Here is a 26,435-nt window from a genome sequence, read left to right as displayed (position 1 = left end):
GCCGGAGCGCGGATACGACCGTGTGCGGCGACGAACGAGCGCGAAAAGCGAAGTACCGGAGAGGGTGAGGACCGACTCAGAACGCGCCGGGGTAGACGCTCACGTCGGCGTGGAGCCCCTCGCGGAGCGCGCTGTGGACGTGACAGATGCCCTCGGCGCGCTCGGCGATGTCGGCGGCGGTCTCGTCGTCGAGGTCGGCCTCGACGTGGACGTCGAACGCGATCGATTCGAGGTCGTCGTCCTCGTCGAGTTCGGCGCTCGCGTCGATCTGGACCTTCCCGAGTTCCTCCTCGCCGCGCTGGCTTCCGCCGACGCGGAGCGCGGGGAGATAACAGGAAGCGTACGTCGCGACGAGCGCCGCGTTCGGGTTCGGCCCCGTCTCGTCCGTCGCGTCGATCCGGAGGTCGAACTCGCCGACCTGACTGGTACTGGCGTACCCCGCTTCGGAAACCGTGGACGTCTCGATGTCTGCCATAGTCGAGTGTCGATCAGTCCCCCCGCCGCTAAAGGCTGCCGACACGGGGCGTCGCTGCCGGCGAGGAGAGCGGTCGACATCGTCGGACGAAAGTCGGAGAACCGCCGAGTCGGACCGTCGACGCCGGGCCCGTCAGTCCAGCGTGTACGTCTCGTCGCCGTCGAGCACGACGGGTTCGGCGGCGGCGCCCGCGGCCTTCACCTCGTTGACGAACTCGCGGGTCTCGATCTCGATCGGCCCGAACGAGTCGTAGTGCATCGGGAAGACGACGTCGGCGCCTACCCAGTCGGCAGCGATGCCGGCGCCCGCGGGCCCCATCGTGAAGTGGTCGCCGGCGGGCAGAGCGGCCGCGTCCGGTTCGAGGTACGGCGCGATCACGTCGACCATCTCGGACATGAGTCCGGTGTCGCCGGCGTGATAGAACGTGGTACAGTCCGGGTCGGACTCCTGGGTCGGCTTCTTGTCGCCGATCACGAACCCGGTCGGCATGCCGGCCGAGTAGTCGGGGTCGTTCTCGATCCCGTTCGAGTGGTCCGCGCGGACCATCGTCACCCACGCGTCGCCGCACTCGACGGTGCCGCCGATGTTCATCCCGCCGGCCGGGAGGGCGTGTTCGAGGCCGAAGTTCTCCTGGACGTACGCGGTCAGCTCCGGGGTCGCGACCACGGTGGCGTCCTCGAACTCGGCCGCGTCCGAGATATGGTCCGCGTGCCCGTGAGTCAGGAGGAGGTAATCGGGGTCGATGTCCGCGGGGTCGACGTCGGTCTTCGGGTTGTCGAAGAACGGGTCGATGAGCAGCTCCGTGTCCTCGACGACGACGTGCCACGTGGAGTGGCCGTGCCAGGTGAGTTCCATGGTACGTTCGGTACATCTCGGCGCGGCGTAATAAAACTCGACGCCGCGGAACTCGTCGCCCGCCGGCGAAAGCAATTAACATGGACGAACGCGAACGCCGATCAGATGCCCTCCGAGACCAGCGACCCAGGCGACCCGCCGGCCGCCTGCCCCGCCTGCGGCGAGGCGGTGCCGGCCGGGGCGAGTTTCTGCCCCGACTGCGGTGCCGACCTCGGCGACCCGGACGACCCCGCGTACTGTTCCGCGTGCGGCGAGGCGTTCGACGACGGCGACCGGTTCTGTTCGAACTGCGGCGCGTCGCGGTCGGGCGGTGAACGCCTCGCGTCCGAGCCGACGGGCCGCACGCCCGAGGAGTCGGACGGGCCGGACTCGTCCACGTCGCGCTCGGCGTCGACCCCGGTCGAGAGCGAGCGCGCCTTCCGCCGTCGGGTTCAGGACCACCTCGACGCCGGGTGGGATGTCGAGCGGGACGACGGCGACCGCGTCGTCCTCGTCGACCGCGGTATCGGCTCCGTCGGCGTCCACGTCCTGCTGTTCATCTTCACTAGCGGTATCGGGAACGTGCTGTACGGCTGGTGGCACTACTCGAAGCTGGCGGAGCGGCGCCGGCTCGTCCGCGGCGACGAGGCGCCGGCGCTCGCCCCGTCGAGCGTCGAGGACGCGGGGCGGACGGAGGCGGCTACCGCCTACGTCCTGACCGGGCTGCTGTTGCTTATCGGCGGCCTGATCGGCTACTTCGCCGCGACGAGCGGTTCCCCGCCCGCCGCGCTGGTCGGACTCGCGTTCGCCGGTCTCGGCCTCGGCGTCGCCCCGCCGGTCCGCCGGCGCCTCGACCGTCGCCACGGAATCACGGCGTTCGGCCGGCAGAAGACGGTCGACCACCGGATCGTCCGGCCGCCCGAGTCCGTCGACGAGCCCTGCGTCGTCTGCGGCGAGGCGTTCGAGCGCGGCCTCGTCAGGCGGCGCCGCGACGAGACGGTCGCCGCGGGCGTTCCGGTTCGCACCCACTCGATCCGCCACAACCACTACTGCGTCGACTGCGCGCGGTCGGAGGTGTTCGGCGGGGACGGCGGGGCACCGCCGCTCGACGACCTCGCGATCGGTGACGGACGCCTGAGCGACTTCGACGTCGCGGAGGGCGACACCCCGGACGACGAGAAAGCCGCGGAGACGACCGGCTCGGCGGAGTGACTCGGCGGGATCCACCCGTCGCGGTCGTCGCTTGCCTCTCCGGGAACGCTTTTCGGGCGGCCGCCCGTTCGCTCGCGTATGTACCGCGCACGGTTCCGCGACCCGGCCGGATCGATCCGCGAGGGAGAGTACGACCCGGCGACGGACACCGTCGCCTTCGGCGGCGACGAGTACGCGTTTTCCGACCCCGACGTCGACGTGCTCGCCCCGACCGACCCCTCCAAGATCGTCTGTATCGGGCGCAACTACGCCGACCACGCCGCCGAACTCGGCAACGACGTGCCGGACCGCCCGCTGCTCTTCCTGAAGCCGCCGAACGCGGTGGCGAGCCACGGCGACACCGTGACCGTCCCCGCCGGCAAAGAGCGGATCGACTGGGAGGCGGAGTTCGCGGTCGTGATCGGCGAGCAGTGTAAGGCGGTCGACGCCGCCGACGCGATGGACGTCGTCGCCGGGTTCACCTGTATGAACGACGTGTCGAACCGCGACGACCAGAACCGCGAGCAGAACTGGGTGCGCGGGAAGGCGTTCGACGGCGCCGCGCCGCTGGGCCCCGTCCTCGCCACGCCGGACGAGGTGCCGGACGACGCGGGCGTCGAGCTCCGCGTCAACGGCGAGACGAAGCAGTCGAGCGACCGCGAGCACATGATCTTCGACGTGCCGACGCTGATCGAGGAGATCACGACGTACCTCACGCTCGAGCCGGGCGACGTCATCGCGACGGGGACGCCCGAGGGGGTCGGCGCGCTCTCCGACGGCGACACCGTCGAGGTCGAAATCGAGGGCGTCGGCACCCTCGAACACGACGTTCGGATCCCCTGAGCACCGCTCGCCGTTCGGAGGACTCCCAGTTGTTGCGGCTCGGTACCACACCTCGTTTCCGGTGAACGCTTATGTGGCAGCCCCCAGAGTCGGAGGTATGGAGACCTGTTCGTTCGTCGCCGGTTCGTGACGGTACCGCCGCGGCGCGACGCGGCCGCCCCGCTTCGCGAGGCGGAGCCCGTCGCCCGCGCCGCAGAGCCGCGACCGGAGCGCGAGACGCTCCCCTCTCCGGGCCGACGCGAGCGCCCGACCGAATGTCACGAGACGACGCTACGACGAACGAGACCGCCGAATCGATCGAAACCGACGCTCACGCGGACGACGACGCGCACACAGACGACTCCGGCTCCTCCGTCCTCGAGTCCGCCGCTCCGGACGCGTCCCCCGCCGTCGTCGCGGCGCGGGCCGACGACGACCTCCCGGACACGGCCGAGATCCGGGACCTCGCCGCCGCGGCCGGCTACGCGGTGGTCGGCGAAGTGACCCAGCGGCGCCGCGAGGACCCGACCTACGACCTCGGCCGCGGGAAGGCAGAGGATCTGATGCGGCTCGCGGCCGAGACCGACGCCGAGGCCGTGGTCTACGACGGGAGCCTCTCGCCGGGACAGACGTTCTCGCTCGGCGACCTGCTCCCGACCGGGACCGCGGTGATCGACCGCCCTCGGCTCGTCTTGGAGCTGTTCGCCGACGCCGCCGACTCCCGGGCGGCCAACCGCCAGCTGGAGCTGGCGCGCCTGCGCTACGAGCTGCCCCGGCTCCGGGAGGCGATCGCCCGCGACTCCGGCGAGGACGTGCGCCTCCGGCCGGAGGGCGACAGCCGCGTCCTTGACGTCGAGAAGCGGATCGAGTCCGCCGAGCGCGCGCTCGACGAGATCGCCGACGACCGCGCCGGCCGGCGGGCGGAGCGCCGCGACGCCGGGTTCGACCTCGTCGCGCTGGCGGGGTACACCAACGCCGGGAAGTCGGCGCTCGCGCGCCGGCTCGCCGACGAGTCGGACGACCCCGAGTTCGGGGACGAAGCCGCGCCTCGCGACGCCGACCTCACCGACGCCAGCGAGGGAGGCCCGGCGGACGGGGACGGAGCGCTCGCGGTCGCGGACCGCCCGTTCGAGACGCTCGCCACGACGACGCGGCGGGCGACGGTCGGCGGGCGACGCGCCCTCGTCACCGACACCGTCGGCTTCCTCGACGGGCTCCCCCACGAGGCGGTGCGCTCGTTCCGGACGACCATCGACGCGATCCGAGCGGCCGACTGCGCGCTGCTCGTCGCCGACGCGAGCGACGACCCCGCGGACCTCCGCCGGAAGCTCCGCGCGTCGCTGTCCGCGATCGAGGCGACCGAGGGGCCGGTGATCCCCGTGCTGTCGAAGGCCGACGAGGTCGGACCCGACGGGCTCGCGGCCGCGGTGGCGGCCTACGAGGGCGCGGTCGCCGACTTGGACCCGCGGGGCGCCCCCGTCGTCAACGCCCTCCGGTCGCCGATTCCGGTCAGCGTCCGCGACGGGACGGGGCTCGGCGACCTCGCCGACGCGGTCGCGGACGCGCTCCCGACCGCGACGGCGTCCGTCGAGGCCCCGAACGGCGGCGCCGCGCAGGCCGCGCTCTCGTGGGCGTACGACCGCGGCGTCGTCGCGGACGTCGGCTACGGGAGCGAGACCATCGCCGTCGAGCTCGCGGGCCGCCCCGCCGTCGTCGCCGAGGCGGAGCGGCGGCTAGCGGGGGGCGAGAGGGACCGCGGCGAGGGCGGGCGCGTCGACGGCGAGAGGGACCGCGGCGAGGGCGGGCGCGTCGACGGCGAGAGGGACCGCGGCGAGGGCGACGACGGCGGCCCGTCCGGCGGTCAAGACCACGCTTAAGCCCGCCCGTCCCCGACCCGGTGGCATGGAACCACGGGATCTCTCCGATCACTCGCCGTACGTGCCCGGGCGGGGCGTCGAGGAGGTCGCCCGCGAGCGCGGGCTCGACCCCGACGACCTGATCAAGCTCTCCTCGAACGAGAACCCGCACGGGCCGAGCCCGGCGGCCGTCGAGGCGATCCGCGAACACGCCGACCGGGTGAACCAGTACCCGAAGTCCTCGCACACGGACCTCACCGCGAAGATCGCCGAGCGGTGGGGCGTCGACGACGAGCAGGTGTGGGTGTCGCCGGGCGCCGACGGCTCGATCGACTACCTCTCGCGCGCCGCCCTCGAGCCGGGCGACGAGGCGCTGGTGCCCAGCCCCGGCTTCGCCTACTACGCGATGTCCACCCGATACCACCACGGCGAGGTAACGGAGTACGCACTCACCCCCGACGACGGCTTCGCGCAGGACGCGGAGACCGTCCTGCGCGCCTACGGCGGCGAGCGGATCGTCTACGTCACCTCCCCGCACAACCCCTCCGGTTCCACGATGCCCCTCGACGAGGTCGAGGCGATCGCGGACGCGACCGCGCCGGAGACGCTCGTCGTCGTCGACGAGGCGTACGGCGAGTTCGCCGACGTGGACAGCGCGATCCCGCTCGTCGACGAGCGCGACGACGTGGCCGTCCTCCGCACCTTCTCGAAGGCGTACGGCCTCGCGGGGCTCCGGATCGGCTACAGCGTCGTCCCCGAGGCGTGGGGCGAGGCGTACGCCCGCGTCAACACGCCGTTCGCGGCCAACGAACTCGCCTGCCGCGCCGCGCTCGCCGCGCTCGACGACGCGGACCACGTCGAGCAGTCGGTCGAGACGGCGCGCTGGGCCCGCGAGCACATCGAGAGCGAACTCGACGCGCCCACCGTCGACTCCGCGGGCAACTTCGTCCTCGCCGCGGTCGGTGACGGCGAGCGCGTCGCCGAGGCGGCCCAGGAGCGCGGCGTCATCATCCGCGACTGCACCTCGTTCGGGCTCCCGGAACACGTCCGGATCTCGACCGGGACTCGCGAGGAGACCCGCGAGGCCGTCGACCTGCTCAACGAGACGCTGGCGGATCTCGAACTCGGTGTCCGCGCGTGAGCGGTGAGGGAAACGAGTCCGCTGACGGCTCCCGCACCGACCGCGCCGACCGCGTCGCCGTGACGGGAACCCCGGGCACGGGCAAGACGACGGCGACGGCGCTGCTCGACGGAGAGTACGACGTGATCCACCTCAACGACCGGATCAAGTCCGACGACGACCTCTGGAGCGAGCGCGACGACGACCGCGACACGCTCGTCGCCGACCTCGACGCGGTCCGCGCCGACCTGGGCGACTGGGCCGGCGTCCTCGACTCGCACCTGGCGCACCGGTTCGACGTCGACCGCGTCGTCGTACTGCGCTGTCACCCCGAGACGATCGAGTCCCGGCTCCGCGAGCGCGGCGAGTCGCCCGAGACCGCCGCCGAGAACGCCGAGAGCGAGGCGCTCGACGTGATCCTCTCGGAGGCGGTCGCCGAGCACGGCGCCGAGAACGTCTACGAGGTCGACGCGACCGACCGCGACCCCGAGGCGGTGGCCGACGCGATCCGCGCGGCGGTCGAGGGGGAGCGCGAGCCCAGCGCCGGCACCGTGGACTTCATCGATTATATATGAGCCGGCCGCGACCGTCGAGACGGTAGATGACCCTCGACCAGTACCGGTCCGTGGCGGACCGCCTCCTCGGCCCGTGGGTGTCGACGGCCGACAGGCTCGGCCTCTCGCCCGACCAGGTGAGCGTGATCGCCTTCCTCGTCGCCGTCGCGGCCGCCGGGGCCTTCGCCGCCGGGTCGGCGCCGCTGTACGCGGCCGGCGCGCTCCTCGTCCTCCTCAACGGCTGGCTCGACGTGGTCGACGGGGCGCTCGCCCGCCACCAGGGAGTCGCCTCCGACGGCGGCGACTTCCTCGACCACGTCCTCGACCGCTACGCCGACGTGGCGATCATCGCGGGGCTCACGGCCGGAATCGAGGCGTACGCGCTCGGCTTCGCCGCCGTCACGGGCGTCCTCCTCACCTCCTACCTCGGCACGCAGATCCAGGCGGTCGGCATCGGGCGCGAGTACGGCGGGCTGCTCGGCCGCGCCGACCGCCTCGCGCTGGCGGGGATCGTCGGCGTCGTCGCCGCGGTGTACTCGGCGCCAGTCGTCGCCGGGCTCAACGTCGTCGGCCTCCTGCTCGCGCTGTTCGCCGCCGTCGGGCACCTCACCGCGGTCCAGCGGTTCCTCGGCGCCTGGCGGGACCTGTGAACTACCCTACCCTACTCGCTCACGGCTGACGCCGTTCGCTCCTTGAGGGCGGGGGCTTAGCGCCTATATCAAGCTAATCCCCGCGGCGACCCTGCCTCCGCCGCGGCTTCAGAACGGCGCGTCGGTCGAGCGGCCGCCCGCGCTCGCGTCCCCCGTTCCGCTCGTCGGATTCGATCCGACGCCGAACGACTCCCCTCCCTCGGCCTCCACGTCGCCCGTTTCGAGGTACGACTCCTCCAGCTCCGCGAGCCGGTCGTTCACCGCCTCGCTCTGGTCGTGCATCGGGGCCGCGCGGACCCGGACCAGGTCGTACTCGTGGCGGTCGGAGAGCCCGTTCCACGCCCGGAACGCGCCGATCGTCAGCGTGTGCGTCTGCGGGCAGAACGCGGTCGTCGGTGTGAACTCCGCCCGGAGGACGCGGTCGACCTCGCCGCCGTCGACCGCGTCCTCGTCCACCTGGGCGGGGTCGACCGCGTCGGAGGCGCCGGCGCGCTCGACTGCGTAGCGGAAGCCGGCGTCCCCGTGGCGCGTGTCCAGGTTCAGCCGCGCGAGGTTGTAGTCGAACGTCATGTCGTACACCGTCCGCTCCTCGAAACAGTCGCGGGTGAGCCGGTGGAAGGCGAGGTGGTCCGCTCCCGCGAGCACGTCGTGCCCGTCGAGGAACTCGCCGGGTCGCGGGAGGTTCTCCGCGACGAACTCGTCGTAGCCGTCGAACAGGTCGTCGTCGTCGCCGAAGGGAGACGGGAAGCCGGGCATGCGCGTGCGTTGGTACGCCGCCCGGGTACCCCTGACCCCGCAGATGTTCGGGCCGTCGCCGGCGGCCGGCCCTCAGCCGCTCTCGTCCGAGCGCGAACGCAGGGTCGCCGCCCGCTCGTGGACGGCGTTGACGGCGTCGCGGACGACCGGCTCGTCGACCTCGAACGCAGCTGCGGCGTACGCGATCGACAACCGGACGGCGAGGTACGTCATTCGGATCTCCTCGTCGGCGCCGGCGATCCTCGGCGGGACGCCCCGCCTTCCGGTCTGCGACTCGTCGAATCCGTCGGTGATCGCGTACAGGTCGGCGTACAGTCGAGCCGCCTCCGGGAGCTCGAACGACGCGATCCGACCGCCGGGCCCGTCGAAGTGGTAGGCGTCGGGACGGTTTCGGGCCTCGCGCACGATTCGGTGGCCGTCGTCGTACGCCTCGATCACGGTTTCGCTGTCGTCGGTCACGTGAAGCGGCCTCGCCGGACGCCTCACGCAACGAGGGAACGATTTAAAAGTGTCCGGTCGGAACGGGAGGTATGCCCACTTTCGAGCTGAACCTCTCGGACGACGTGTACGCGGAGTTTCAGCAGCTGGCGGACGAGGAGTTCGTCTCCGAGGAGCAGGCCGCGGAGGACCTCATCGCGTCCGGCATCGAGGCGTACAACGTGAGCGTCGTCGACGACGACCCACGCGACGAGATGCTCGACGGCGCCGAGAACAACATGTTCGACACCGCGGAGGACCCGGGCAGCATCGAAGACGACCGGCTCTGAGACGCCGTCGCGCGCTCTGTGTTCTCGTTTTTTTCGGTTCAGTACCCCAGCCCGAGCAGCCGGTTCGCCGACAGCGTCGCCAGCCCGAGCGCCATCACGCAGGCGAGCAGGCCGAACGCGACGGGCCACCCCGCGGCGTCGGAGACGGCGCCGACGACGACGCTGCCGGTGGCGCCGGTCACCATGTACGCGGTCCGGACGAGCCCGAAGCCGGCGCCCCGTTCCGAGTCGGACAACAGGTCCATGAACCGCGACTGGACCGGCGCACCCCACGACATCGCGAGGCCGACGAACCCCACCCCTGCGACCGTGACCGGCAGCCCCAGGTCGAGCGTCGCGGCCGCGACGAGCGTCCCGTAGCCGACGACGCCGGCGCCCATCGTCACCATCGCGGTGGCGTCGCGACCGATCCGGTCGGACACCGAGCCGGTCACCGGCTGGGTGCCGCCGTGGACGAGGAAGTACACGGAGAACAGCAGCGCCGACAGCGCGCTCGACAGGCCGGTCCCGAACTCGAGGAACGTGGGCAGGAAGGAGGCGGTCGCCTGCCACGTGAACGCGCCCATCGTCGCCAGCGCGGTCGTATAGAGGATCCGCGGCCGTGAGAGCAGTTCGACGAGCGGCCCCAGCGCGAACCGCTCCCCCATCGGCTGGTCGGGACGGAGGGGCTCGGTCGGCCGGACCTTCCACGCGAACAGGAGGAACACGGGCACCGCGACGACGGCGCCGAGGAGGACGCCGGCGCGCCAGCCGTACCGCGACCCGACGAGCGCGGCGGCCGGCGGCGCGGCGAGCCCCGCGAGCGGCCCGCCGGCGACGTGGACGCCGACGGCGCGGCCGGTGTCCTCGAACTGCCGCGTCAGGAACGTCGTCGCGACCGAGTAGTGGAGGCCGGCGCCCACGCCCAGCGCGGCCGCGAACAGCCCGAACGCGAGCATCGACGGCGACGCGGCGAGGAGGACGGAGGCGACCGCGGTGGCGCCGACGGCGGCGAGGATGACGCGGCGCTCGCCGTAGCGGTCGCCGAGGACGCCGGAGGGGAACTGCGTCAGCGCGTACGTGAGCCACATCCCGCTGAGCGCGAGCCCGACGGTGCCGTTGGTCACGTCGAACCGGGTCGTGATCTCCGGCACGAGCGGGCTGACGACGAGCCGCGCCACCATCGTCCCCGTGAACGCGAGCGTACAGAGCGCGAGCGCCGTGTGTTCGTACCGCCAGTTCACGGTCGCCGTTCCCGACACGGGTCAAAGCGGCTTCCGATCGCGGTCAGACGGGCCGGGTGTCGGGCGGCGGTCGCCCCCGACGCCCGCGTCTCCACCGTCCCGGGCTCACTCCGCCGCGAACCGGATCGGGTAGTCGGTGAGGTTCTCGTAGCCGTCCTCGGTGACGACGACGAGGTCCTCGATCCGGACGCCGCCGACCTCGGGGTCGTAGAGGCCGGGCTCGACGGTGATCACGTGCCCCGGTTCCAGCTCCTCACCGCCGTTCGCCAGCCGCGGCGACTCGTGGACGTCGAGGCCGATCCCGTGGCCGGTCGAGTGGATGAACCCCGTCTCGGTCTCGGGATCGGTCCGGAAAGTGGGTTCCCCGGCCTCCTCGTACACCTCGCAGGCGGCGGCGTGGACCTCCTCGCCGGTGGCGCCGGGCTCGACCGCGTCGAGCGCGGCGTCCAGCGCCCGCTCGGTGAGGTCGTACCACTCGCGGAGCGCCTCGCCCGGCTCGCCGACGCAGAACGTCCGCGTCATGTCGGCGTTGTACTTCGTCGCCTTCGACCGCGGGAAGATGTCGACGATGACCGCCTCGTTCGCGCGGAGCGGGCCCGAGCCGCGGTCGTGCGGGTCCGCGGCCTGCGCGCCGCCGGCGACGATCGTCTCGTCGAGCGCACAGCCGTGTCGCAGGAGGGTCACCTCGATCTCCTCGGTCACGCGTTCGCTCGTCAGCGGTTCGCCATCGCGGAGCAGGGTGCCGGGCTCGACGCCGCCGTTTGCGGGGATGTCCTCGCCAGCCACGTCGGCTCCGGCGATCAGGGCCTCCGCGGCCCGCATCGCCGCCTCGTTGGCGCGCTGTGCCTCACGGATCGCGTCGATCTCGTCGTCGGTCTTCACCGCCCGGACCGCCTGAAGGCGGTCGTCGGTGTCGACGGTGACCTCGACGCCCCGCTCGCGGAGGGCGTCGGCGGTGCCGACCGGGCCGCGGGGCGGCATCGAGACGGCGTCGACGCCCTTGTCGCGGACGAACGCCGCGTACATGTCGTTCTTCTCCTCGCGACTGCCGTACTCGTAGTCGTAGTCGGCGTGGCGTTCCACCGTGTCGGCCGTCGCCTCCGACTTCGCGCGGCCGTACTCCAACCCGCTGACGAGGACGTGGACCTCGCCGTCAGCGTACAGCGTGAGGAACGGGTCGTGCCCGGTGAACCCGGAGAGGTACAGCTGGTTGGCGTCCTCCTGCGAGGCGTCGAGCAGGTAGCCGTCCGCGTCGATGTCGGCGAGGCGGTCGTCGAGTCGCGTTCGGTTCATACCCGAACTGCTCGGGCGAGGCCCAAATCGATTGCCCTCGCGGAACCCTCGGGGGTCCGGCGTCGAACCGTCCGAGCAGGCGGGAATCTCACGGGGGCCGGCTGACCGACGCGTCGGTCGCGTCCGTCTCCGTCCGTCTGCCGGGACCGCCGCAACGGCCTTTGGCGTGGGGCTCGTATCGGTGGTATGAGCGAAACCGGCGAGCGCGACGCGGCCGACGGCTCGACGCCGACCGACCCCGACGAACTGACCGACGCGGAGTGGCGCGAGCGGCTCTCCGAGGAGGAGTACCGCGTGCTTCGCGAGAGCGGCACGGAGGCGAAGTTCTCCGGGGAGTACGTCGACCACCTCCCCGACGACGGGGAGTACCGCTGTGCCGGCTGCGGCACGGTGCTGTTCGACGCCGAGACGAAGTACGAGTCCGGCTGCGGCTGGCCCGCCTTCTACGCCGCCGAGGAGGAGTCCGTGACGACGACGGTCGACACCAGCCACGGGATGCGCCGGACCGAGGTCCGGTGTGCGAACTGCGACTCGCACCTCGGCCACGTGTTCGACGACGGCCCCGAGCCCACCGGGAAGCGGTTCTGTATCAACTCGGTCGCGATGGAGTACGACGACGAGTAGCTCGGACGGCAGGACCGGGCCGGGATCGGGGGCGCGGTGGATCCCGTCCGGTCAGGCGTCACAGAGCGGGAGCCGGACGACGAAGACGGCGCCCTTCGGCTCGTTGTCCTCGATCCGCGCGTCGCCGCCGTAGATCTCGACGAGCGATCGGACCAGGTAGAGCCCGATCCCGGCGCCCGGGCTGTCGAGCCCCTTCTCGCCCTTCCCGAATATCTCGTGGCGCTGGTCCTCGGGGATCCCCGGTCCGTTGTCCGCGATCCGCACCTCCGCGACGCCGTCGGCCTCGTCGACCGTCGCGGACACAGTCACCTTCGGCGGGGTCTCGTCGTTGTGCTGGACCGCGTTCCGCAGGAGGTTCCGGAACACCGAACTCAGCATCTCGTCGCCGACGATGTCCGCCTCCGGGAACGACCCCTCGACCGTGAAGACGGCCTCGGAGTACGCCGACCGGACCTCTTCGACCTGCTGTGAGAGAACCCGGTCGAGCGAAACGCGGCTCGGCTCGGCGTCCTCTCGAAGCATCACCTCCGCGAGGTCCCGGACCGTCGTCGTGAGCGAGACGGCGCTCTCCGTGTTCCGCTTGATCACGTCGAGGTACTCTTTCCCCTCCTCGTCGACGTGGTCGTCGAGCAGTTCGGCGTACGCGCCGACGAGCTGGAGGTCGTTGCGGATGTCGTGGCGCATCACCTGGTTCAACAGCTGTAGGTCGTCTCGCTGCCGCTTGAGACGCTCTTCGGGGCTGAGATCCCCATCCGCGTCCGCCTCGCGGTCCGGTTTAGCGTTCGCCTCCTCGCTCATGAGGATCTGTACGCTCCCCCGTCGCTTTTACGTACCGGTCGCTCCCGACGCGTCCTCCCGACGGCGGGGTTACATCCCCTCGTCGAGCAGCTCGCGGGCGACGATGTTCTTCTGAATCTCCGTGGTGCCCTCGTAGATCTGAGTAATCTTCGCGTCGCGGTAGAGCCGCTCGATGTCGTGGTCGTTGACGAAGCCGGCGCCCCCGTGGACCTGGACCGCCTCGTCGGCGACCTCGACCGCGGTGCGCGAGGCGAACTCCTTGGCCATCGACGCGAGCGCGGTGAGGTCGCCGGCCTCGTTGTCGACCGCCCACGCCGAGCGGTAGGTGAGCCAGCGGGCGGCCTCGGTGTTCGTGTGCATCTCCGCGAGCTTGTGTTTGATCGCCTGGAAGTCGCTGATCGGGCGGTCGAACTGCTCGCGCTCCTCGGCGTACTCCAACGCGCGCTCGGCGGCGCCGCGGGCGATGCCGACGCCCTGCGCCGCGACCGCGGTGCGGGTCTCGTCGAAGAACTGCATCAGCTGGAGGAACCCCATCCCGCGCTGGCCGATCAGGTTCTCCTCGGGCACCCGTACGTCGTCGAACCTGAGTTCCGCGGTGTCGCTCGCGCGGATCCCGAGCTTCCCGGTGATCTTGTCGCGGGTGAGCCCGTCGCGGTCGCCCTCGACGAGGATCTGCGAATAGCCGGAGTAGCGGTCGTCGACCTCGGGGTCCGTCTCGCAGACGACGACGAAGTAGTCCGCGACGGTGCCGTTCGTGATCCACATCTTCGAGCCGTTGATCACCCACTCGTCGCCGTCCTTCTCCGCGGCGCTGCCGCTCCGTTCCGAGGCGCTTCGCGCCTCGCGTTTCTCGGCGCGCGTCGCGACCGAGGTGACGTCCGAACCCGCCTGCGGCTCCGAGATGGCCGAGCCCATCACCGCGTCGCCCGCGGTCACCTCGGGGAGGACGCGCTCCTTCTGTGCCTCCGTGCCGAACTCCATCAGCGCCTCGGCGCCGAAGCCGGCGCTGGAGATACAGAGCCCGATCCCCGGGTCGGCGGCGAACAGCTCCTCGGTGAGGATCGCGTTCTCCAGCGAGGAGTAGCCGATCCCGCCGTACTCGACCGGGACGTGCGGCGCGAGCAGCCCCATGTCGGCCGCCTTCTCCATCACCTCGTGGGGGTACGCCTCGTCGACGTCGTACTCCGTCGCGACCGGTCGGATCTCCTCGTCCGCGAACTTCCGCACCTCCTCGCGAAGCTGTTTCTGTTCGTCGGTCAGTTGGAACTCCATGTCCCGACGAACAGGATCGAACGTGATAATCGTTGGCGAACGGCGATGAATTCGAGAAGAGTTGTTCGTTTATTTGTGCCGCGTTTCCGGCGGCGGAGCGATCCGAGACCGCCGCTCAGTACTCGCGCTCCTCGCGCACCTCGTAGTGGCGCGCGCGGTCGTCGTACCGCTTCAGCACCTCGCGGGCCGCCGGCGGAACGTGCGCCTCCCGGTACTCCTCGCCCGCGAACCGCTTCACCGACTCGACCGAGTCGAACCGGAGGATCGTGACGAACTCGACCTCGTCGGCGTCGGCCTCGCGGCGGAGTATTCGAGCGCCCCGGTAGCCGTCGTTGTCCGCGTCCGCGAACGAGGGGAGGATCTCCTCACGGAGCAGTCGCTCGTACTTGTCCGCGTTCTCCCGAGTCGTCCAGCCGTGCCAGATCCTGTCGATCATCGGCCCTCCACGAACTCGGTCATCGGCCCTCCACGAACGCCGCGATCCGGTCGGTCGCCTCCTTCAGCTCGCGCATCGAGGTCGCGTACGAGACTCGGAGGTGGCCCTCGCCGCCCGCGCCGAAGACGGAGCCGGGGACGACCGCGACGCCCTCCGCCTCCAGCAGCGCCTCGGCGAACGCCTCGTCGTCGCCGCCGCACTCGGGGAACGCGTAGAACGCGCCGCCCGGCTCGAACGTGTCGAGGCCCATCTCGTTGAACCGGGAGACGACCAGCCGCCGCCGGCGGTCGTACTCCTCGACCATCTCCGTCACCTCGTCGTCGCACCGGTCGAGCGCCTCGATGGCGGCGTACTGCGGCGTCGTCGGCGCCGACAGCATCGTGTACTGGTGGATGCGGTTCATCGCGTCGATGGCGTCGGTCGGGCCCAGCGCGTACCCCAGTCGGAGTCCGGTCATCGCGTACGCCTTCGAGAAGCCGTTGACGACGACGGTCCGCTCGCGCATCCCCGGCTGCGTCGCGATCGAGGCGTGGTCCGTCCCGTAGGTGAGCGCGGCGTAGATCTCGTCGGCGACGACGCGGAGGTCCTCGTCGCGGCAGAACGCGGCCACCTCGGCCAACTGCTCGTCGGTCATCGTCGCGCCCGTGGGGTTGTTCGGGTAACAGCACACCAGCAGGTCGGCGTCGCCGGCGCCCGCGGCCTCCAACGCCTCGCGGGTGAGCGCGAAGTCGTCCGCGGCCCGCGTGGGCACCGTCAGCTGCTCGCCGCCGGCGAGCTCGATTCCGGGGCCGTAGGAGATGTACGTCGGCTCGTGGACGGCGACCGTGTCGCCGGGGTCGACCAGGGCCCGGAACGCGAGGTCGACCGCCTCGCTCGCGCCGGTGGTGACCAGTATCTCCGACTCCGGCTCGTACGACTGATCGTAGCGCTCGTGGTGGTCGGCGATCCGCTCGCGGAGCGCCGCCATCCCGCGGTTCGCGGTGTATGAGGTCTTCCCGCGTTCGAGCGAGTCGATCGCCGCGGTCCGGGCGGTCCACGGGGCCGAGAAGTCCGGCTCGCCGACGCCCAGCGAGATGACGTCGTCGCGCGCCTCCGCGAGCTCGAAGAACTTCCGGATCCCCGACTCCGGGAGGGTGCGCGCGCGGTCCGAGAGCCTCATGGCGACACGGAGAGGCGGTCGTCGTCGTCGCCGTCCTCGAACCGGATCCCGCCGTCCTTGTACGTCTCCATGATGTAGTGGGTCACCGTCTGGGTCACCGCCGGCATCGGCGCGACCTGCTCGGAGATGAACTCGGAGACATCCTGCATGTTCTCGCCGAGCACCTCGACGGCGAAGTCGTAGTCGCCGGAAACGAGGTGTAAGGCGTCGACCGCGGGGAACTTCGCGATTCGGTCGGCCACCTGCTCGTACCCCGTTTCGCGGTCGAGCTCGACGTTGATCTCGACGACCGCGCGGATCTTCCCCTCGTCGACGCGGTCCCAGTCGATCACGGCCTGGTAGCCGTGGACGACGCGGTTCGACTCCAGCGCGTCGATCGCGTCCGCCACCGCCGCCGCGTCGAGGCCCGTCTGGGCCGCGATGTCGTCGATGTCCTCGCGGGCGTTCCGCGCCAACACGTCGAGTACCTCGCGCTCGGCGTCCATACCTCACGATCGCGCGGGGGCGGTTTATGAGTAGCGACGGGCGCAACACGGACGAGCGGCGGGGCGTCGGGTGCGTGCGCCCCGAACGCTTTTCAGTGGTACCACTGTATCACACAATATGAGCACCGACACAGACGCGGGCGACGACCGGATGGAGAAGATCAACGTCCGGGTTCCGAAGTCCCTGCTGGACCGTATCGACGAGGAGTGGGAACGGCGGGGGTACGCGAGTAAGTCCGAAGCGATCCGCGACGCGCTGCGCGACTGGGTGGACCCGTCGGTGACGCTCTCCGAGGAGACGCTGTCTGATTTGGCGGAGAGCCGCGAGCAGGCGGACCGCGACGAGACGGTGTCGGCCGACGAGGGACGCGAGCGACTGGGCCTGGATGACTGAGGTCGAGTACACCGAACAGGCGCTCTCTCACCTCGAATCACTCGATCCGCAAGCCGCCGACCGGATTATGAACAAGGTCGACGAGGCGACGGGGTGGACCGAGCACCGGTTGGAACCGCTCTCCGGCTACCGTACCACAAGCTCCGAGCCGGAGACTACCGAGCCATCGTCACGTGGGACCGGAGCGCCGACCTCATCCGCGTCGAGGCCGTCGGTCACCGCCGGAACGTGTACGACCGACACCTCCCGCCCTGACCGCTCACTGCTGCTCCTCTCCCTCTCCTTCCGGCATCCCCACGGCTTTCCGCGTGGCGCGAGATCGGTGACCCATGGCTTCCAACACCACCGGCGGACGCGAGACGTTCGACGTCGGCGGCGAACTGACAGTCAACCGCCTCGGCTTCGGCGCGATGCGGGTCACGGGCGAGGATATCGTCGGCCGCCCGGACGACGAGGCGGCGGCGAAGGACGTGCTCCGGCGCGCCGTCGACCGCGGCGTCGACTTCGTCGACACCGCCGACTCCTACGGCCCGGGCGTCTCGGAGCGGCTCATCGGCGAGGCGTTGGGCGACCCCGACGACGTCGTCGTCGCCTCGAAGGCCGGACTGCTCCGCAACCGCGAGGGCGACTGGCTCCCCCACGGCGACCCGGACTTCCTGAAGAACCAGGTGCTGTGTAGCCTCGACCGGCTCGGCACGGACACCATCGACCTCTACCAGTACCACCGGCCGGACCCGGACACCGACTTCGAGGAGTCGGTCCACGCGTTCGCGGAGATGAAGGACGCCGGCCAGGTCGCCCACGTCGGCCTCTCGAACGTCACCGTCGAGCAGCTGGAGACGGCGACGGAGATCGTCGATATCGCCACCGTCCAGAACCGTTACAACGTCGGCCACCGCGACGACGAGGACGTGCTGCGCGCCTGCGAGCGCCGCGACGTCGGCTTCATCCCGTGGGGCCCGATGTACGCAGTCGACGAGGGGGACGCCGGCGACGCGCTGGACGAGGTCGCGGAGCGCCGCGACGCCACGCCGCATCAGGTCGCGCTCGCGTGGCTGCTCGACCACTCCGACGTGACGCTCCCGATCCCGGGCACGTCGAGCGTCGAGCACCTCGACTCGAACCTCGCCGCCGCGGATCTGACGCTCACCGACGAGGACCTGGCGACGCTGAACGCCGTCGACCCGCAGTGAGCGAACGGCTCGGTCGACGACCGACGACCGCTACCCGACGGTCTCGATCCCGGCCATCTCGGCGACCTTCAGCGCGGTCGCGACGTTGAACGCGAGCCCCAGCGGCGCGGCGACGACCGCGGCCGCGACCGCGCCGCCGGGGCCGGCGTGCGCGAGGAGGCTCACGGGGACCGAACAGAGCGCCGTGACGACCGCGACGGCGAGGAAGAAGCCGAGCGGTCGGTGTTCGTCCACGAGCGCCCGCGCCCGCCGCGCAGCGGACTCGATCCCGCGGTCCTCCAGGGCGATGACGTAGACGGTCGGGAAGTACAGGTACGAGACGACGAGCGCCGCGAGGACCGCGACCACGAACAGCGGCGGGACGACGACCAGCGGGAGGAACAGCGCGACGAGCGCGGCGACCACGAGCGCTTCGAGGAGGATCATCCGGACGCCGAACCGCCGGACGCCGGCGGTGAAGTCGAACCGACCGGTCGTGATCCCGGCCGCGATGCTCCCGAAATACCCCGCGCTCAACGCGCCGGAGACGACGACGTACGCGCCGATCAGGGGGACGAGGAGCGGCAGCGGATCGACGGCCCCGAACGGGAGCGACACCGTCACGCCGCCGCCGCGCGGCGCGTCGACGAAGCTCCAGAGGTCGTACCGGTAGACGGGGAACGAGGCGCGGAGCGAGACCCCGTTCGTCCGTCCCGTCGCGAGCAGTTCCCGGGCGCGGAACAGCGCCGTAGCCAGCGGGACGAGCGCGAGCGGAAACAGCCGCCCGAGGTGCGAGGCGGTTCGTTCGACGAGCGATTCCGGCGAGTCGGGATCTGAGCGATCGCTGGAGGGCTGCGCCATAGCGGCGGTTCGCGTTCCGGCCTCAAAAACGTCGGCCGGCCGCGACGGTCGTTCGCACGGGCGAGCGGGTCCGACGTCTGCCCCGTCGCCGTCGGCCGCGCCCTACGCCTCGAACGGGTTCGTCAGTTCGACCGTCTCCTCGCGGTCGGGGCCGACGCCGACGGCGTAGACCGGGGTGTCGATCTCGTCGGCGACGAACTCCAGGTACTCGCGGGCCGCCTCGGGTAAGGCGTCGTAGCCCGCCTCGGCGACCGCGGCCGAGTCGAACGGCTCCCACGTGTCGAGGGTCTCGTAGACCGGCTCGCAGCGCTCCCAGCGGTCGGTGGTGGTGGGCACGGTGTCGAGCGCTTCTCCGTCCAGTTCGTAGCCAGTACACACCTTCAGCTCGTCGAGCCCGGCGAGCACGTCGACGTGGTTGACCGCCACCCCGGTGAACCCGGAGACGCGCGCGGCGTGGCGGAGCATCGGGAGGTCGAGCCAGCCGATCCGGCGCGGGCGCCCGGTGACGGTGCCGAACTCGCCGCCCCTCTCGCGGATCTCGTCGGCGAGCGCCTCCTCGTCGGCGTCGCCGTCGAGCTCGGTCGGCATCGGCCCCTCGCCCACTCGCGAGAGGTACGCCTTCACGATGCCGACGACCTCGCCGGCGCCGACGGTCGTGACGCCGACGCCCGAGCCGACCGCCGCGGCGCCGGCGGTCGGGTTCGAGGAGGTGACGAACGGGTAGTTCCCGTGGTCGACGTCGATGTGGGTCCCCTGCGCGCCCTCGAAGAGGATCTCGTCGCCCGCCTCCCGGCGGCGGTGGAGGTAGTCGGAGCAGTTGACGGTCATCCCCTCGTCGGCGAGGCGCTCGCCGATCGCGGCGAACTCCTCGTGGAGCGCGTCGACGTCGAACGCCTCGGCGCGGTCGTCGCCGCCGGACTGCGTCCGGCTGCCGGGGGCGCTCTGCGCCTCGCTGCCCGTGAGGTCGATCCCGTACACGTCCTCGACGAGCGCGCGCTTCTGCGGGACGACGTACTCGAGCTTCTCGCGGAGCGCGTCGGGGTCGAGCAGGTCGGCGACCCGGATCCCGCGACGCCCGGCTTTGTCCTCGTAGGTCGGGCCGATGCCGCGGCCGGTCGTGCCGACCTCGTCGCCCGCGTCGTCGTCGGCCTTGACCTCCTCTTCGATCCCGTCCAGCACGCGGTGATACGGCATGATGACGTGGGCGCGGCGGGCGACTCGCACGTCCGGATCGAGCCCCCGTTCGCGCAGGTCGTCGATCTCGGTGAACAGCGTGTTCGGGTTGACGACGCAGCCGTTTCCGAGGACGCCGACCGTGCCTCGGACCGCGCCGCTGGGAACCAGCGAGAGCTTGTACTCCGCGCCGCCTTCGACGACGGTGTGACCGGCGTTGTCGCCGCCCTGATAACGGACTACGACGTCCGCGTCCCCTCCCCATCGGTCGACGAGCGCGCCCTTGCCCTCGTCGCCGAGCTGGGAGCCGACGATGGTGAGTGTCATACGACCTGCCGATTCCCGGCGGGGGGTAAAACCGATTACGGTCTGGGACCACGAGACCACCACAGACATGGATCACAAACACGATACACTGATGGGAATACTCCCGTTCGTGTATTTACTCGACTTCGCTCCGCGGCGTCAGCTTCGGTCTCCTCCGTCGCGGTACGGTCCCCGTCCGCCGTGGCGGGATCGAACACGTTAACTACTGTCACGTCAAAGCATTCGGTCACGCGATCTACCGGGTCCGTGCCGGCCGCCGACAGCAACTTTTAAACGGGGGCATGACGAGTTAACATGTGCCATGATAGATCGACTAGAGAAAGAGGTAGACATGCTGGAGCGTCACCTCCAGGTCCTACGGATGGTCATCGAAAACGAGCCGATCGGCATCGTGAAGATGTCGAACGAGACCGGCTACCCGCACCACAAGGTGCGGTACTCGCTGCGCGTCCTCGAGGAGGAGAACCTCATCGAGCCGTCCAGCCAGGGCGCGATCACCACGGAGCGGACCCACGAGTTCGTCGACGAGCTCGACGAGAAGCTCGACGAGACCGTCGAGAAGCTCGGCTCCATGCGGATCGACGACGCCGCCGAGCTCGAGAACTGACCGGAATTCCGATTTCGCCCGCCGACGTGACTGCCGCGCTTTCGCTCCCCGCGTAGCCGCGAGTCCGAACCGCTCGGCGGCAGCTACAGGTCCGGAACCGTCATGTGGAACCCGCCGTCGCGCGCCTCGACGAGACACAGGTGGAACCCCTGCTTGCGGGAGAGCTTCACGAAGCTCGCTCGCTTCGACCGGCTGAACAGGCCGCCGCCGACCGCGTCGCTCGCGGTCTCTAACGCCCCCGGCTCGAAGAAGCTCTCCGTCACCGCGAACGCTCCGGCGAACGTCTCGTTCGAGGCCGCGATGTCGCGCCCGTTCTCGACGAGCGACTCCAGCGTTCCCTCCGGCGTGGGGTCCCGGCTGTCGTTCAGGTCGGCGACGAACAGCGGGTGGCCCATCCGGTCGCGCAACACGAGGTCGAACGCCCGCTGCTCGCGGACCTCCTCGCCGCCCTCGCGGAGTTCGATCGACACCGTCCCGCCGATCTCGGCGCGGTCGACCTCGGGCAGCGCGTCGTAGAGGTCGCGGAGGGTCCCCTCGTTGCCCGTGCCGCGGACCTCGAACGGGAGGTCCTCGACGAGCCAGCGGGTGAAGCCGTACTCGATGGTGTCCGCTAAGAACTCCTCGAACGGCTGTCCGTCGACCGCGAGGCCGTCCGTCTCGAAGCTCGTGTGGTGTTCGACCCGGAGGTTCTCGCGGAGCGCCTCGCGGTCGACGCTTCCCTCGTGGGCGTCGGCCAGCGTCGCGCCCTCCTTCGAGTCGTACCTGATGAACAGGTTCGTCCCGTTCCGGGCCTCGGACGGCGTGAGCGTCCGGTCCGCGTCCGGGAGCCGTTCCCTCGCGTTCGAGAGCTCGCGACGGAGGCGGTCGCGCTCCTCCCTGAGGTCGTCCACGTCCGATTCGAGCCGCTGGACCTCGTCGGCCAACTCGTCGCGTTCCGTCTCGATCTCGTCCCGCTCGGCGGCCAGCCGGTCGCGTTCGTCGGCGAGCGACTGCCGCTCCGTCTCCGTCTCCTCGAGCGCCGTCTCGAGCTTCCGGACCCGCTCGGGGGCCGCGTCGCTCGACGCGTCGCGCCCCTCGCGCTTCGAGACCGCCGACGGCCCCGACGCCGACTGGGCGGTCGAGCGCGGCGACGGCGACCCGCCGGCCTCGCTCGACTCGCTCCGTTCGGACCGACCGCGGTCGTCAGCCGACCGAGAGCGCCCCGACGATCCGGTGCGTCGGTCGTCGGTCGTTCGGGGCTCGCCGCCCGCTTCGGAGGGGTCGAGCGCCGGAATCGACTTCTCTTCCCGCCACTCGGCCTCCTCCGAGAAGACGTCTTCCGCGTCCGGCGCGTCGCCGGCGTTCGAGTCGGCGGCGCCCGCTGTCGGGCCTCGGTCGGAGTCCCTCGGCGGCCGTCGCCCGGGGTCGGGCGCGCCTGCCTCCTCGGTGTCCCGGTCGGCGGACTCGGCGTCTCCGATCTGAACCGCACCGGACGTCGGCGCGTCGTCCGCATCCGTGGCCTCCCCGCTCGCATCGGCGTCGTCGGATTCGTCCGCGACGGGGCCCGCGTCGGCGCCCGTCGGCTCATCCCCTCGGGTCGGCGCCGTCGAGTCGCCGTCTCGGCCGGCGCTCGAGGCGGAGCCGACGGCGCGCGGCGGATCGTCGTCGCCTCGATCCGCGGTCTCCGTTTCGTCGTCACTCCCGATGCCCGCAGTCTCGTCGTCACTCCCGACGCCCGCAGTCTCGTCAATCGGCTCTCCGTCCGCGGCGGCGGTCGATCGATGCGGTTCGGTCGGGTCAGTCGAGTCGGTCGAGTCGGTCGGGTCAGTCGAGTCGGTAGTGCCGCTCGCCTCGCCCGCACCGTCTCCGTCCGGGAGGTCGCGAACGTCGAGTTCGACCTCGTACACGGTGTAGATGCCGACCTCGTCGGCGGCGAGGTCGAACGCCTCGTCGCCCGTCTCCAGCCGCCTCGCGTTGCCGACGTACGCCGCCGCCATCGACTCGCCGCCCGTGTAGGCGACGTAGTAGTCGCCCGAGAGGACGTTCTCCGACAGCTCGATGTAGCCGGTGAATCCGCCCTGCGAGAGCTTGCGGTCCGCCTCTGCCAGCGGCGTGTCCTTGGTGTAGTACTTCGCCCGCGGCTCGCCGTCGAGCTCCTGCATCGCGAAGAGCACCGGGAGCGCGTCGTCCGGGGCCCGGTAGACGGTCCCCGAGGCGTCGGCGAAGGCGTCGAGCGTCGCGTCCGCGACGCCGACGACGCGCCCGCCGACGAAGAACAGCCAACCGGTCCCGTCGGTCGCCGCACCGGAGAACCCGTCGTCGACGATCCGACGGAGCCCCGCGAACCCGTCCGAAAACGAGCGGTCGTCCCACTCGGCGATCGCTTCCCGTCGCTGTGCGTCCATCCTGCGTTTACGTCGCCAACACCGACCCAAATACCTTCCGGAGCGTGAGACGGCCGTCTGACGCCTCGACTCCGGGTCCGCGTCGAACGACGGCGGTTCCGTTCGACCGCTCGACGGTCCGAACCGCTCAGTCGCCGTCGACGGCGGCGATCGCCTCCCGACCGAGGTCGACGACGTCTTCGGGGAGGTCGCTCGCCGCGAGCTCCTCGGGGGTGTACCACCGCCACTGCGTCGGGTCGACCTCGTCGTCGCCGTCGGGAGCGATCGCTCGGGAGTCGACCCGGGCGTAGTAGAGGTGGTCGACGTGCTGGTGGCCCACCGACCCGTCTTCGTGAACGTTGATGTCGTGGAGCATGAGGTGGGCCGGCTCCGGGAGCCCGCGGGTGTTCGGGCCCGTAATCTCCGACGCCGTCGCGATCAGCTCGGGGGTCAGCCCCGTCTCCTCGCGGACCTCGCGGCGCGCGGCCTCGTGGGGGAGCTCGTCGCGGTCGACGTGGCCCCCCGGCGGCAGCGTGATCCCGAGCCGCTCGTGCTGGTGAAGGGCGGTCGCCCCGTCGTTGACGATGTACGTCGTCGCCGTGAAGTGGCGAGTCGTCTCCATACGGTGGGGTGGCGACGCGCCGCCTTCGCGGTTTCGGCTCCCGACCGCGCCGGGCCGAGGGGCCGGACAGCGGACGTTCCCCCGGCGACGCGAACGACTTTGGCGTTCCCTCCTAACGGTCGTCCATGCCACGGATAAACGCGGACGACCTGTCGTGGACGACGCCCGACGCCGACGACGCCGCCTGGCGGCGGAAGCAGCTGGCCGAGGCGGCGGGCGGCGACGCCCTCGGCTGTAGCCTCTACGAGCTGCCGGCGGGGGAGCGCTCGTGGCCGTACCACTACCACACGGCCAACGAGGAGGCCCTGTACGTCCTCGCGGGCGAGGGGACGCTGCGTCTGGACGACGAGGCGCACCCGCTTCGACCGGGGGAGTACGCCGCGTTCCCCGCCGACGCCTCGGGCGCGCACCGGGTCGTCAACGACGGCGACGAGGTCCTGCGCTACCTCGTCGTCTCGACGATGCGCGAGCCCGACGTGACCGTGTACCCGGACTCAGAGACGTTCGGCGTGTACGTCGGCTCGCCGCCCGGCGGCCGCGAGGAGCGGTCGCTGTCGGGGTACTATCGGATCGGCGACGAGGTGGACTACTGGGAGGGCGAAAGAGGCGATTGAAACCGGGAGCGACCTCCGAACGCCGCGACGCCCGGACGCGGAGCGACGCGTCAGTTCAGCGCGACCGAGTCCTCGGCCTCGAGGAGCTCGTGGTACCGGTTCCGGATGGTGACCTCGCTGATGTTCGCGACCTCGCTGACCTCGCTCTGGGTCACCTTCTCGTTGACGAGCAGCGAGGCGGCGTAGACGGCGGCGGCGGCGAGCCCGACCGGTGACTTCCCGGAGTGGATCCCCTGTTCTTTCGCCGTGTCGAGCAGGCCGCGTGCGCGCCGCTCGGCCTCGTCGGAGAGGCCGAGGTCGGAGGCGAACCGCGGGACGTAGCTCTCGGGGTCGGCGGGCTGGATCTCCAGCTTGAGCTCGCGGACGACGTAGCGGTACGTCCGGGCGATCTCGTCCTTCTCGACGCGGGAGACGCCCGCGATCTCGTCGAGGCTGCGCGGCGTCCCCGCCTGCCGGGCGGCGGCGTACAGCGACGCCGTCGAGACGCCCTCGATGGAGCGGCCGGGGAGCAGGTCCTCGTCGAGCGCGCGGCGGTAGATGACGGAGGCGGTCTCGCGGACGTTGTCCGGAAGGCCGAGGGCGCTGGCCATGCGGTCGATCTCGCCGAGCGCCTGCTTGAGGTTACGCTCCTTGGAGTCGCGGGTGCGGAACCGCTCGTTCCAGGTGCGGAGCCGCTGCATCTTCTCGCGCTGGCGGCTGGACAGCGACTTGCCGTAGGCGTCTTTGTCCTGCCAGCCGATGTTCGTCGAGAGCCCCTTGTCGTGCATCATGTTCGTCGTCGGGGCCCCGACCCGCGACTTGTTGTCCTTCTCCTTGGAGTCGAACGCACGCCACTCCGGCCCGCGGTCGATCTCGTCCTCCTCGACGACGAGCCCGCAGTCGACACAGACGGTCTCGCCGTGCTCCGTGTCGGTCGCTAACTGGCCGCCGCACTCCGGGCACTGCAGCTCCTCTGTCTCGCTCTCCGACTCGGTCTCGCTCTCGTCCTGCTCGGTCGTGTACGTTCGAAGGTTCTCGCTCATTGGTTTGGTGCGTGGAGGGAAAGACGAAACCGAGAGACGGATCTCGGTGTTTTCCTCACCCTACGGTAAGGGATCCGAATACTTAAATGTTCGTGTGTTTGGCGTCCCAGGGACACGCCCGAAACCGCCGTGTACAACCCTGTACAATTCGGGATTGCCGATCGAGTCGACTGAGCGGCGACGAGCGGGTAATCGACGGCTTCTGAGCGAGGTATAGTATATAGGCGTTTCGCGGGCGTTCGGGTGCCATCCGGAACGAGCGCACCGGCCGTCAGTCGCCGGCCGCGACCGCCGCCGCCGCGCCGGCGAGACCGCCGACGGTCACGCTCAGTCCCGTGACGAGAACGAGGGCCGCGACGAGGTCGGGCCCGGCGGACACGCCCGTCGCCTGCGACACCGGAATCCCGTCGGCGTCCGATATCGGAACGGCCCCGTCGGCCGCGTGGCGAGTGAGCGGCACGCGCGAGATCCACCGCAGCGCGAGCATCGTCGGGAGGTACCCCAGCGCCGTACCCGCCCCGGTCACGGCCCCCGTCAGCGGGTCGGTGGTCCCGAGGTACCGGACCGCGCCCGCACCGGCGACTCCGATCACCGCCACGACCCCGCGGAGCGGCCACAGCGCGGCGTCCGCCTGTACCAGCGGCCGGCCGAAAATCGTGGTCCCCAGTCCGGGGCCCGTTCGTATCCGAACCCAGTGCGCGTCGAAGAGGAACCAGATCGCGCCCTCGACCGCGGAGATCGGACCCCCGACCGTCCACCGAGCCACCTCCGAACCGCCGGGCGTCACGCCGGCGGTCACGAGACCGATCCAGGCCGACGCCAGTCCGAGCAGCGCCGCGCCGCTCCCGGAGGCGACGACGACCGGCAGCCAGCCCGCGGGGAGGGTCACGAGCGAGCGGACGGTAGTCCGTTCGGTTGTCGGCATCTCGGACCCCGTTACCTAGTGAGCAGTATATGCCTTGTCG

General features: G+C 70.9%; 29 protein-coding genes and 1 pseudogene. 13 read left to right on the top strand and 17 right to left on the bottom strand.

The window, feature by feature from the left end:
• Positions 1–76: 76 nt before the first annotated feature.
• Both EXE42_RS05650 and EXE42_RS05645 read right to left on the bottom strand, forming a co-directional pair.
• Positions 77–475 carry an OsmC family protein gene (locus tag EXE42_RS05650; protein WP_092922253.1) on the bottom strand — a complete coding sequence of 133 codons (399 nt, stop codon included), beginning with the start codon at positions 473–475 and terminating at the stop codon, positions 77–79.
• 132 nt (positions 476–607) lie between these two features.
• Positions 608–1,330, bottom strand: coding sequence for a metal-dependent hydrolase (locus EXE42_RS05645; protein ID WP_092922256.1), 723 nt, complete (start codon positions 1,328–1,330; stop codon positions 608–610).
• A 105-nt stretch (positions 1,331–1,435) separates the two neighbouring features.
• On the opposite strand from EXE42_RS05645, the gene EXE42_RS05640 reads away from it, so the two are divergent.
• The 6 genes from EXE42_RS05640 (at position 1,436) to EXE42_RS05615 (ending at position 7,502) form a co-directional block, all read left to right on the top strand.
• Positions 1,436–2,521 (top strand): zinc ribbon domain-containing protein, encoded by a 1,086-nt coding sequence (locus tag EXE42_RS05640; RefSeq protein WP_137706068.1) that lies wholly within the window; start codon positions 1,436–1,438, stop codon positions 2,519–2,521.
• 78 nt (positions 2,522–2,599) lie between these two features.
• Positions 2,600–3,343 (top strand): fumarylacetoacetate hydrolase family protein, encoded by a 744-nt coding sequence (locus tag EXE42_RS05635; RefSeq protein ID WP_092922262.1) that lies wholly within the window; start codon positions 2,600–2,602, stop codon positions 3,341–3,343.
• Positions 3,344–3,597: 254 nt separating this feature from the next.
• Positions 3,598–5,199 (top strand): GTPase, encoded by a 1,602-nt coding sequence (locus EXE42_RS05630; protein ID WP_137706067.1) that lies wholly within the window; start codon positions 3,598–3,600, stop codon positions 5,197–5,199.
• Between the two features lie 25 nt (positions 5,200–5,224).
• Positions 5,225–6,319 (top strand): histidinol-phosphate transaminase, encoded by a 1,095-nt coding sequence (hisC, locus tag EXE42_RS05625; protein WP_137706066.1) that lies wholly within the window; start codon positions 5,225–5,227, stop codon positions 6,317–6,319.
• A complete protein-coding gene (locus EXE42_RS05620) occupies positions 6,316–6,873 on the top strand; it encodes an adenylate kinase family protein (protein ID WP_137706065.1) in 558 nt (185 codons plus the stop codon). The genes hisC and EXE42_RS05620 overlap by 4 nt, the downstream gene beginning before the upstream one ends.
• 26 nt (positions 6,874–6,899) lie before the next feature.
• Entirely contained in the window at positions 6,900–7,502 is a 603-nt protein-coding gene (locus EXE42_RS05615) for a CDP-alcohol phosphatidyltransferase family protein (protein ID WP_137706064.1), read from the top strand.
• A 108-nt stretch (positions 7,503–7,610) separates the two neighbouring features.
• Here the strand turns inward: EXE42_RS05615 and EXE42_RS05610 are convergent, their stop codons facing one another.
• A complete protein-coding gene (locus EXE42_RS05610) occupies positions 7,611–8,258 on the bottom strand; it encodes a hypothetical protein (protein WP_137706063.1) in 648 nt (215 codons plus the stop codon).
• Positions 8,259–8,330: 72 nt separating this feature from the next.
• Positions 8,331–8,717: a hypothetical protein gene (locus tag EXE42_RS05605; RefSeq protein ID WP_092922279.1), complete on the bottom strand. Its 387-nt coding sequence runs from the start codon at positions 8,715–8,717 to the stop codon at positions 8,331–8,333.
• A 71-nt stretch (positions 8,718–8,788) separates the two neighbouring features.
• Between EXE42_RS05605 and EXE42_RS05600 the strand changes: the two genes are divergently transcribed.
• Entirely contained in the window at positions 8,789–9,025 is a 237-nt protein-coding gene (locus tag EXE42_RS05600; RefSeq protein ID WP_008442562.1) for a hypothetical protein, read from the top strand.
• A 38-nt stretch (positions 9,026–9,063) separates the two neighbouring features.
• Here EXE42_RS05600 and EXE42_RS05595 read toward each other — a convergent pair whose 3' ends face one another.
• Positions 9,064–10,248 (bottom strand): MFS transporter, encoded by a 1,185-nt coding sequence (locus tag EXE42_RS05595; protein ID WP_092923240.1) that lies wholly within the window; start codon positions 10,246–10,248, stop codon positions 9,064–9,066.
• 105 nt (positions 10,249–10,353) lie between these two features.
• Positions 10,354–11,541 carry a Xaa-Pro peptidase family protein gene (locus EXE42_RS05590; RefSeq protein ID WP_137706062.1) on the bottom strand — a complete coding sequence of 396 codons (1,188 nt, stop codon included), beginning with the start codon at positions 11,539–11,541 and terminating at the stop codon, positions 10,354–10,356.
• Positions 11,542–11,727: 186 nt separating this feature from the next.
• On the opposite strand from EXE42_RS05590, the gene msrB reads away from it, so the two are divergent.
• The gene (gene msrB / locus EXE42_RS05585) at positions 11,728–12,165 is read left to right on the top strand and encodes a peptide-methionine (R)-S-oxide reductase MsrB (protein WP_137693345.1); all 438 of its coding nucleotides are present in this window, start codon (positions 11,728–11,730) and stop codon (positions 12,163–12,165) included.
• A gap of 51 nt (positions 12,166–12,216) precedes the next feature.
• On the opposite strand, the gene EXE42_RS05580 is transcribed toward msrB, so the two are convergent.
• The 5 genes from EXE42_RS05580 to EXE42_RS05560 form a co-directional block, all read right to left on the bottom strand.
• Positions 12,217–12,963: a sensor histidine kinase KdpD gene (locus tag EXE42_RS05580; protein WP_137706061.1), complete on the bottom strand. Its 747-nt coding sequence runs from the start codon at positions 12,961–12,963 to the stop codon at positions 12,217–12,219.
• Between the two features lie 69 nt (positions 12,964–13,032).
• Positions 13,033–14,235, bottom strand: a complete 1,203-nt coding sequence (locus EXE42_RS05575) for an acyl-CoA dehydrogenase family protein (RefSeq protein WP_137706060.1) — start codon at positions 14,233–14,235, stop codon at positions 13,033–13,035.
• A gap of 115 nt (positions 14,236–14,350) precedes the next feature.
• Positions 14,351–14,671: an antibiotic biosynthesis monooxygenase gene (locus EXE42_RS05570; RefSeq protein ID WP_137706059.1), complete on the bottom strand. Its 321-nt coding sequence runs from the start codon at positions 14,669–14,671 to the stop codon at positions 14,351–14,353.
• Between the two features lie 19 nt (positions 14,672–14,690).
• Positions 14,691–15,830, bottom strand: coding sequence for a pyridoxal phosphate-dependent aminotransferase (locus tag EXE42_RS05565; RefSeq protein ID WP_137693342.1), 1,140 nt, complete (start codon positions 15,828–15,830; stop codon positions 14,691–14,693).
• Positions 15,827–16,315, bottom strand: a complete 489-nt coding sequence (locus tag EXE42_RS05560; RefSeq protein WP_137693341.1) for an Lrp/AsnC family transcriptional regulator — start codon at positions 16,313–16,315, stop codon at positions 15,827–15,829. The genes EXE42_RS05565 and EXE42_RS05560 overlap by 4 nt, the downstream gene beginning before the upstream one ends.
• 118 nt (positions 16,316–16,433) lie before the next feature.
• Between EXE42_RS05560 and EXE42_RS05555 the strand changes: the two genes are divergently transcribed.
• The 3 genes and pseudogenes from EXE42_RS05555 (at position 16,434) to EXE42_RS05545 (ending at position 17,902) form a co-directional block, all read left to right on the top strand.
• A complete protein-coding gene (locus EXE42_RS05555; protein WP_137706058.1) occupies positions 16,434–16,709 on the top strand; it encodes a ribbon-helix-helix domain-containing protein in 276 nt (91 codons plus the stop codon).
• Positions 16,702–16,964, top strand: a pseudogene (locus EXE42_RS20760) (type II toxin-antitoxin system RelE/ParE family toxin). Before EXE42_RS05555 ends, EXE42_RS20760 begins: the two are co-directional and overlap by 8 nt.
• A 74-nt stretch (positions 16,965–17,038) precedes the next feature.
• Positions 17,039–17,902, top strand: coding sequence for an aldo/keto reductase (locus tag EXE42_RS05545; RefSeq protein ID WP_137706057.1), 864 nt, complete (start codon positions 17,039–17,041; stop codon positions 17,900–17,902).
• Positions 17,903–17,932: 30 nt separating this feature from the next.
• Here the strand turns inward: EXE42_RS05545 and EXE42_RS05540 are convergent, their stop codons facing one another.
• Together EXE42_RS05540 and EXE42_RS05535 are read right to left on the bottom strand one after the other, a co-directional pair.
• Positions 17,933–18,742 (bottom strand): hypothetical protein, encoded by an 810-nt coding sequence (locus EXE42_RS05540; RefSeq protein ID WP_137706056.1) that lies wholly within the window; start codon positions 18,740–18,742, stop codon positions 17,933–17,935.
• A 102-nt stretch (positions 18,743–18,844) separates the two neighbouring features.
• Positions 18,845–20,242, bottom strand: coding sequence for an adenylosuccinate synthase (locus tag EXE42_RS05535; protein ID WP_137706055.1), 1,398 nt, complete (start codon positions 20,240–20,242; stop codon positions 18,845–18,847).
• 301 nt (positions 20,243–20,543) lie between these two features.
• Here EXE42_RS05535 and EXE42_RS05530 point away from each other — a divergent pair, with 301 nt between their 5' ends.
• Positions 20,544–20,849: a hypothetical protein gene (locus EXE42_RS05530; protein ID WP_004595838.1), complete on the top strand. Its 306-nt coding sequence runs from the start codon at positions 20,544–20,546 to the stop codon at positions 20,847–20,849.
• 83 nt (positions 20,850–20,932) lie between these two features.
• On the opposite strand, the gene EXE42_RS05525 is transcribed toward EXE42_RS05530, so the two are convergent.
• Together EXE42_RS05525 and EXE42_RS05520 are read right to left on the bottom strand one after the other, a co-directional pair.
• A complete protein-coding gene (locus tag EXE42_RS05525) occupies positions 20,933–23,233 on the bottom strand; it encodes a hypothetical protein (protein WP_137706054.1) in 2,301 nt (766 codons plus the stop codon).
• A 127-nt stretch (positions 23,234–23,360) separates the two neighbouring features.
• Positions 23,361–23,834 carry an NUDIX hydrolase gene (locus EXE42_RS05520; RefSeq protein ID WP_092922321.1) on the bottom strand — a complete coding sequence of 158 codons (474 nt, stop codon included), beginning with the start codon at positions 23,832–23,834 and terminating at the stop codon, positions 23,361–23,363.
• A gap of 125 nt (positions 23,835–23,959) precedes the next feature.
• On the opposite strand from EXE42_RS05520, the gene EXE42_RS05515 reads away from it, so the two are divergent.
• A complete protein-coding gene (locus EXE42_RS05515) occupies positions 23,960–24,448 on the top strand; it encodes a cupin domain-containing protein (protein WP_137706053.1) in 489 nt (162 codons plus the stop codon).
• Between the two features lie 50 nt (positions 24,449–24,498).
• Here the strand turns inward: EXE42_RS05515 and EXE42_RS05510 are convergent, their stop codons facing one another.
• On the bottom strand, positions 24,499–25,470 hold the full coding sequence (locus tag EXE42_RS05510) for a transcription initiation factor IIB family protein (protein ID WP_092922328.1): 972 nt from the start codon (positions 25,468–25,470) through the stop codon (positions 24,499–24,501).
• A gap of 271 nt (positions 25,471–25,741) precedes the next feature.
• On the bottom strand, positions 25,742–26,395 hold the full coding sequence (locus EXE42_RS05505; protein WP_092922331.1) for a hypothetical protein: 654 nt from the start codon (positions 26,393–26,395) through the stop codon (positions 25,742–25,744).
• Positions 26,396–26,435: the final 40 nt, after the last annotated feature.

This window comes from Halorubrum sp. SP3 (assembly GCF_005435195.1).
GTDB lineage: Archaea > Halobacteriota > Halobacteria > Halobacteriales > Haloferacaceae > Halorubrum > Halorubrum sodomense.
Note: the sequence above shows the minus strand (reverse complement) of the source record. Positions and strands in the feature narration are given on the sequence as shown.

What these genes read in the sequence shown, in the direction of transcription:
- EXE42_RS05650 (WP_092922253.1), bottom strand. Translation starts at nt 475, where the DNA reads ATGGCAGACATCGAGACGTCCACGGTTTCCGAAGCGGGGTACGCCAGT.
- EXE42_RS05645 (WP_092922256.1), bottom strand. Translation starts at nt 1,330, where the DNA reads ATGGAACTCACCTGGCACGGCCACTCCACGTGGCACGTCGTCGTCGAG.
- EXE42_RS05640 (WP_137706068.1), top strand. Translation starts at nt 1,436, where the DNA reads ATGCCCTCCGAGACCAGCGACCCAGGCGACCCGCCGGCCGCCTGCCCC.
- EXE42_RS05635 (WP_092922262.1), top strand. Translation starts at nt 2,600, where the DNA reads ATGTACCGCGCACGGTTCCGCGACCCGGCCGGATCGATCCGCGAGGGA.
- EXE42_RS05630 (WP_137706067.1), top strand. Translation starts at nt 3,598, where the DNA reads ATGTCACGAGACGACGCTACGACGAACGAGACCGCCGAATCGATCGAA.
- hisC (WP_137706066.1), top strand. Translation starts at nt 5,225, where the DNA reads ATGGAACCACGGGATCTCTCCGATCACTCGCCGTACGTGCCCGGGCGG.
- EXE42_RS05615 (WP_137706064.1), top strand. Translation starts at nt 6,900, where the DNA reads ATGACCCTCGACCAGTACCGGTCCGTGGCGGACCGCCTCCTCGGCCCG.
- EXE42_RS05610 (WP_137706063.1), bottom strand. Translation starts at nt 8,258, where the DNA reads ATGCCCGGCTTCCCGTCTCCCTTCGGCGACGACGACGACCTGTTCGAC.
- EXE42_RS05600 (WP_008442562.1), top strand. Translation starts at nt 8,789, where the DNA reads ATGCCCACTTTCGAGCTGAACCTCTCGGACGACGTGTACGCGGAGTTT.
- EXE42_RS05590 (WP_137706062.1), bottom strand. Translation starts at nt 11,541, where the DNA reads ATGAACCGAACGCGACTCGACGACCGCCTCGCCGACATCGACGCGGAC.
- msrB (WP_137693345.1), top strand. Translation starts at nt 11,728, where the DNA reads ATGAGCGAAACCGGCGAGCGCGACGCGGCCGACGGCTCGACGCCGACC.
- EXE42_RS05580 (WP_137706061.1), bottom strand. Translation starts at nt 12,963, where the DNA reads ATGAGCGAGGAGGCGAACGCTAAACCGGACCGCGAGGCGGACGCGGAT.
- EXE42_RS05575 (WP_137706060.1), bottom strand. Translation starts at nt 14,235, where the DNA reads ATGGAGTTCCAACTGACCGACGAACAGAAACAGCTTCGCGAGGAGGTG.
- EXE42_RS05570 (WP_137706059.1), bottom strand. Translation starts at nt 14,671, where the DNA reads ATGATCGACAGGATCTGGCACGGCTGGACGACTCGGGAGAACGCGGAC.
- EXE42_RS05565 (WP_137693342.1), bottom strand. Translation starts at nt 15,830, where the DNA reads ATGAGGCTCTCGGACCGCGCGCGCACCCTCCCGGAGTCGGGGATCCGG.
- EXE42_RS05560 (WP_137693341.1), bottom strand. Translation starts at nt 16,315, where the DNA reads ATGGACGCCGAGCGCGAGGTACTCGACGTGTTGGCGCGGAACGCCCGC.
- EXE42_RS05555 (WP_137706058.1), top strand. Translation starts at nt 16,434, where the DNA reads ATGAGCACCGACACAGACGCGGGCGACGACCGGATGGAGAAGATCAAC.
- EXE42_RS05545 (WP_137706057.1), top strand. Translation starts at nt 17,039, where the DNA reads ATGGCTTCCAACACCACCGGCGGACGCGAGACGTTCGACGTCGGCGGC.
- EXE42_RS05540 (WP_137706056.1), bottom strand. Translation starts at nt 18,742, where the DNA reads ATGGCGCAGCCCTCCAGCGATCGCTCAGATCCCGACTCGCCGGAATCG.
- EXE42_RS05535 (WP_137706055.1), bottom strand. Translation starts at nt 20,242, where the DNA reads ATGACACTCACCATCGTCGGCTCCCAGCTCGGCGACGAGGGCAAGGGC.
- EXE42_RS05530 (WP_004595838.1), top strand. Translation starts at nt 20,544, where the DNA reads ATGATAGATCGACTAGAGAAAGAGGTAGACATGCTGGAGCGTCACCTC.
- EXE42_RS05525 (WP_137706054.1), bottom strand. Translation starts at nt 23,233, where the DNA reads ATGGACGCACAGCGACGGGAAGCGATCGCCGAGTGGGACGACCGCTCG.
- EXE42_RS05520 (WP_092922321.1), bottom strand. Translation starts at nt 23,834, where the DNA reads ATGGAGACGACTCGCCACTTCACGGCGACGACGTACATCGTCAACGAC.
- EXE42_RS05515 (WP_137706053.1), top strand. Translation starts at nt 23,960, where the DNA reads ATGCCACGGATAAACGCGGACGACCTGTCGTGGACGACGCCCGACGCC.
- EXE42_RS05510 (WP_092922328.1), bottom strand. Translation starts at nt 25,470, where the DNA reads ATGAGCGAGAACCTTCGAACGTACACGACCGAGCAGGACGAGAGCGAG.
- EXE42_RS05505 (WP_092922331.1), bottom strand. Translation starts at nt 26,395, where the DNA reads ATGCCGACAACCGAACGGACTACCGTCCGCTCGCTCGTGACCCTCCCC.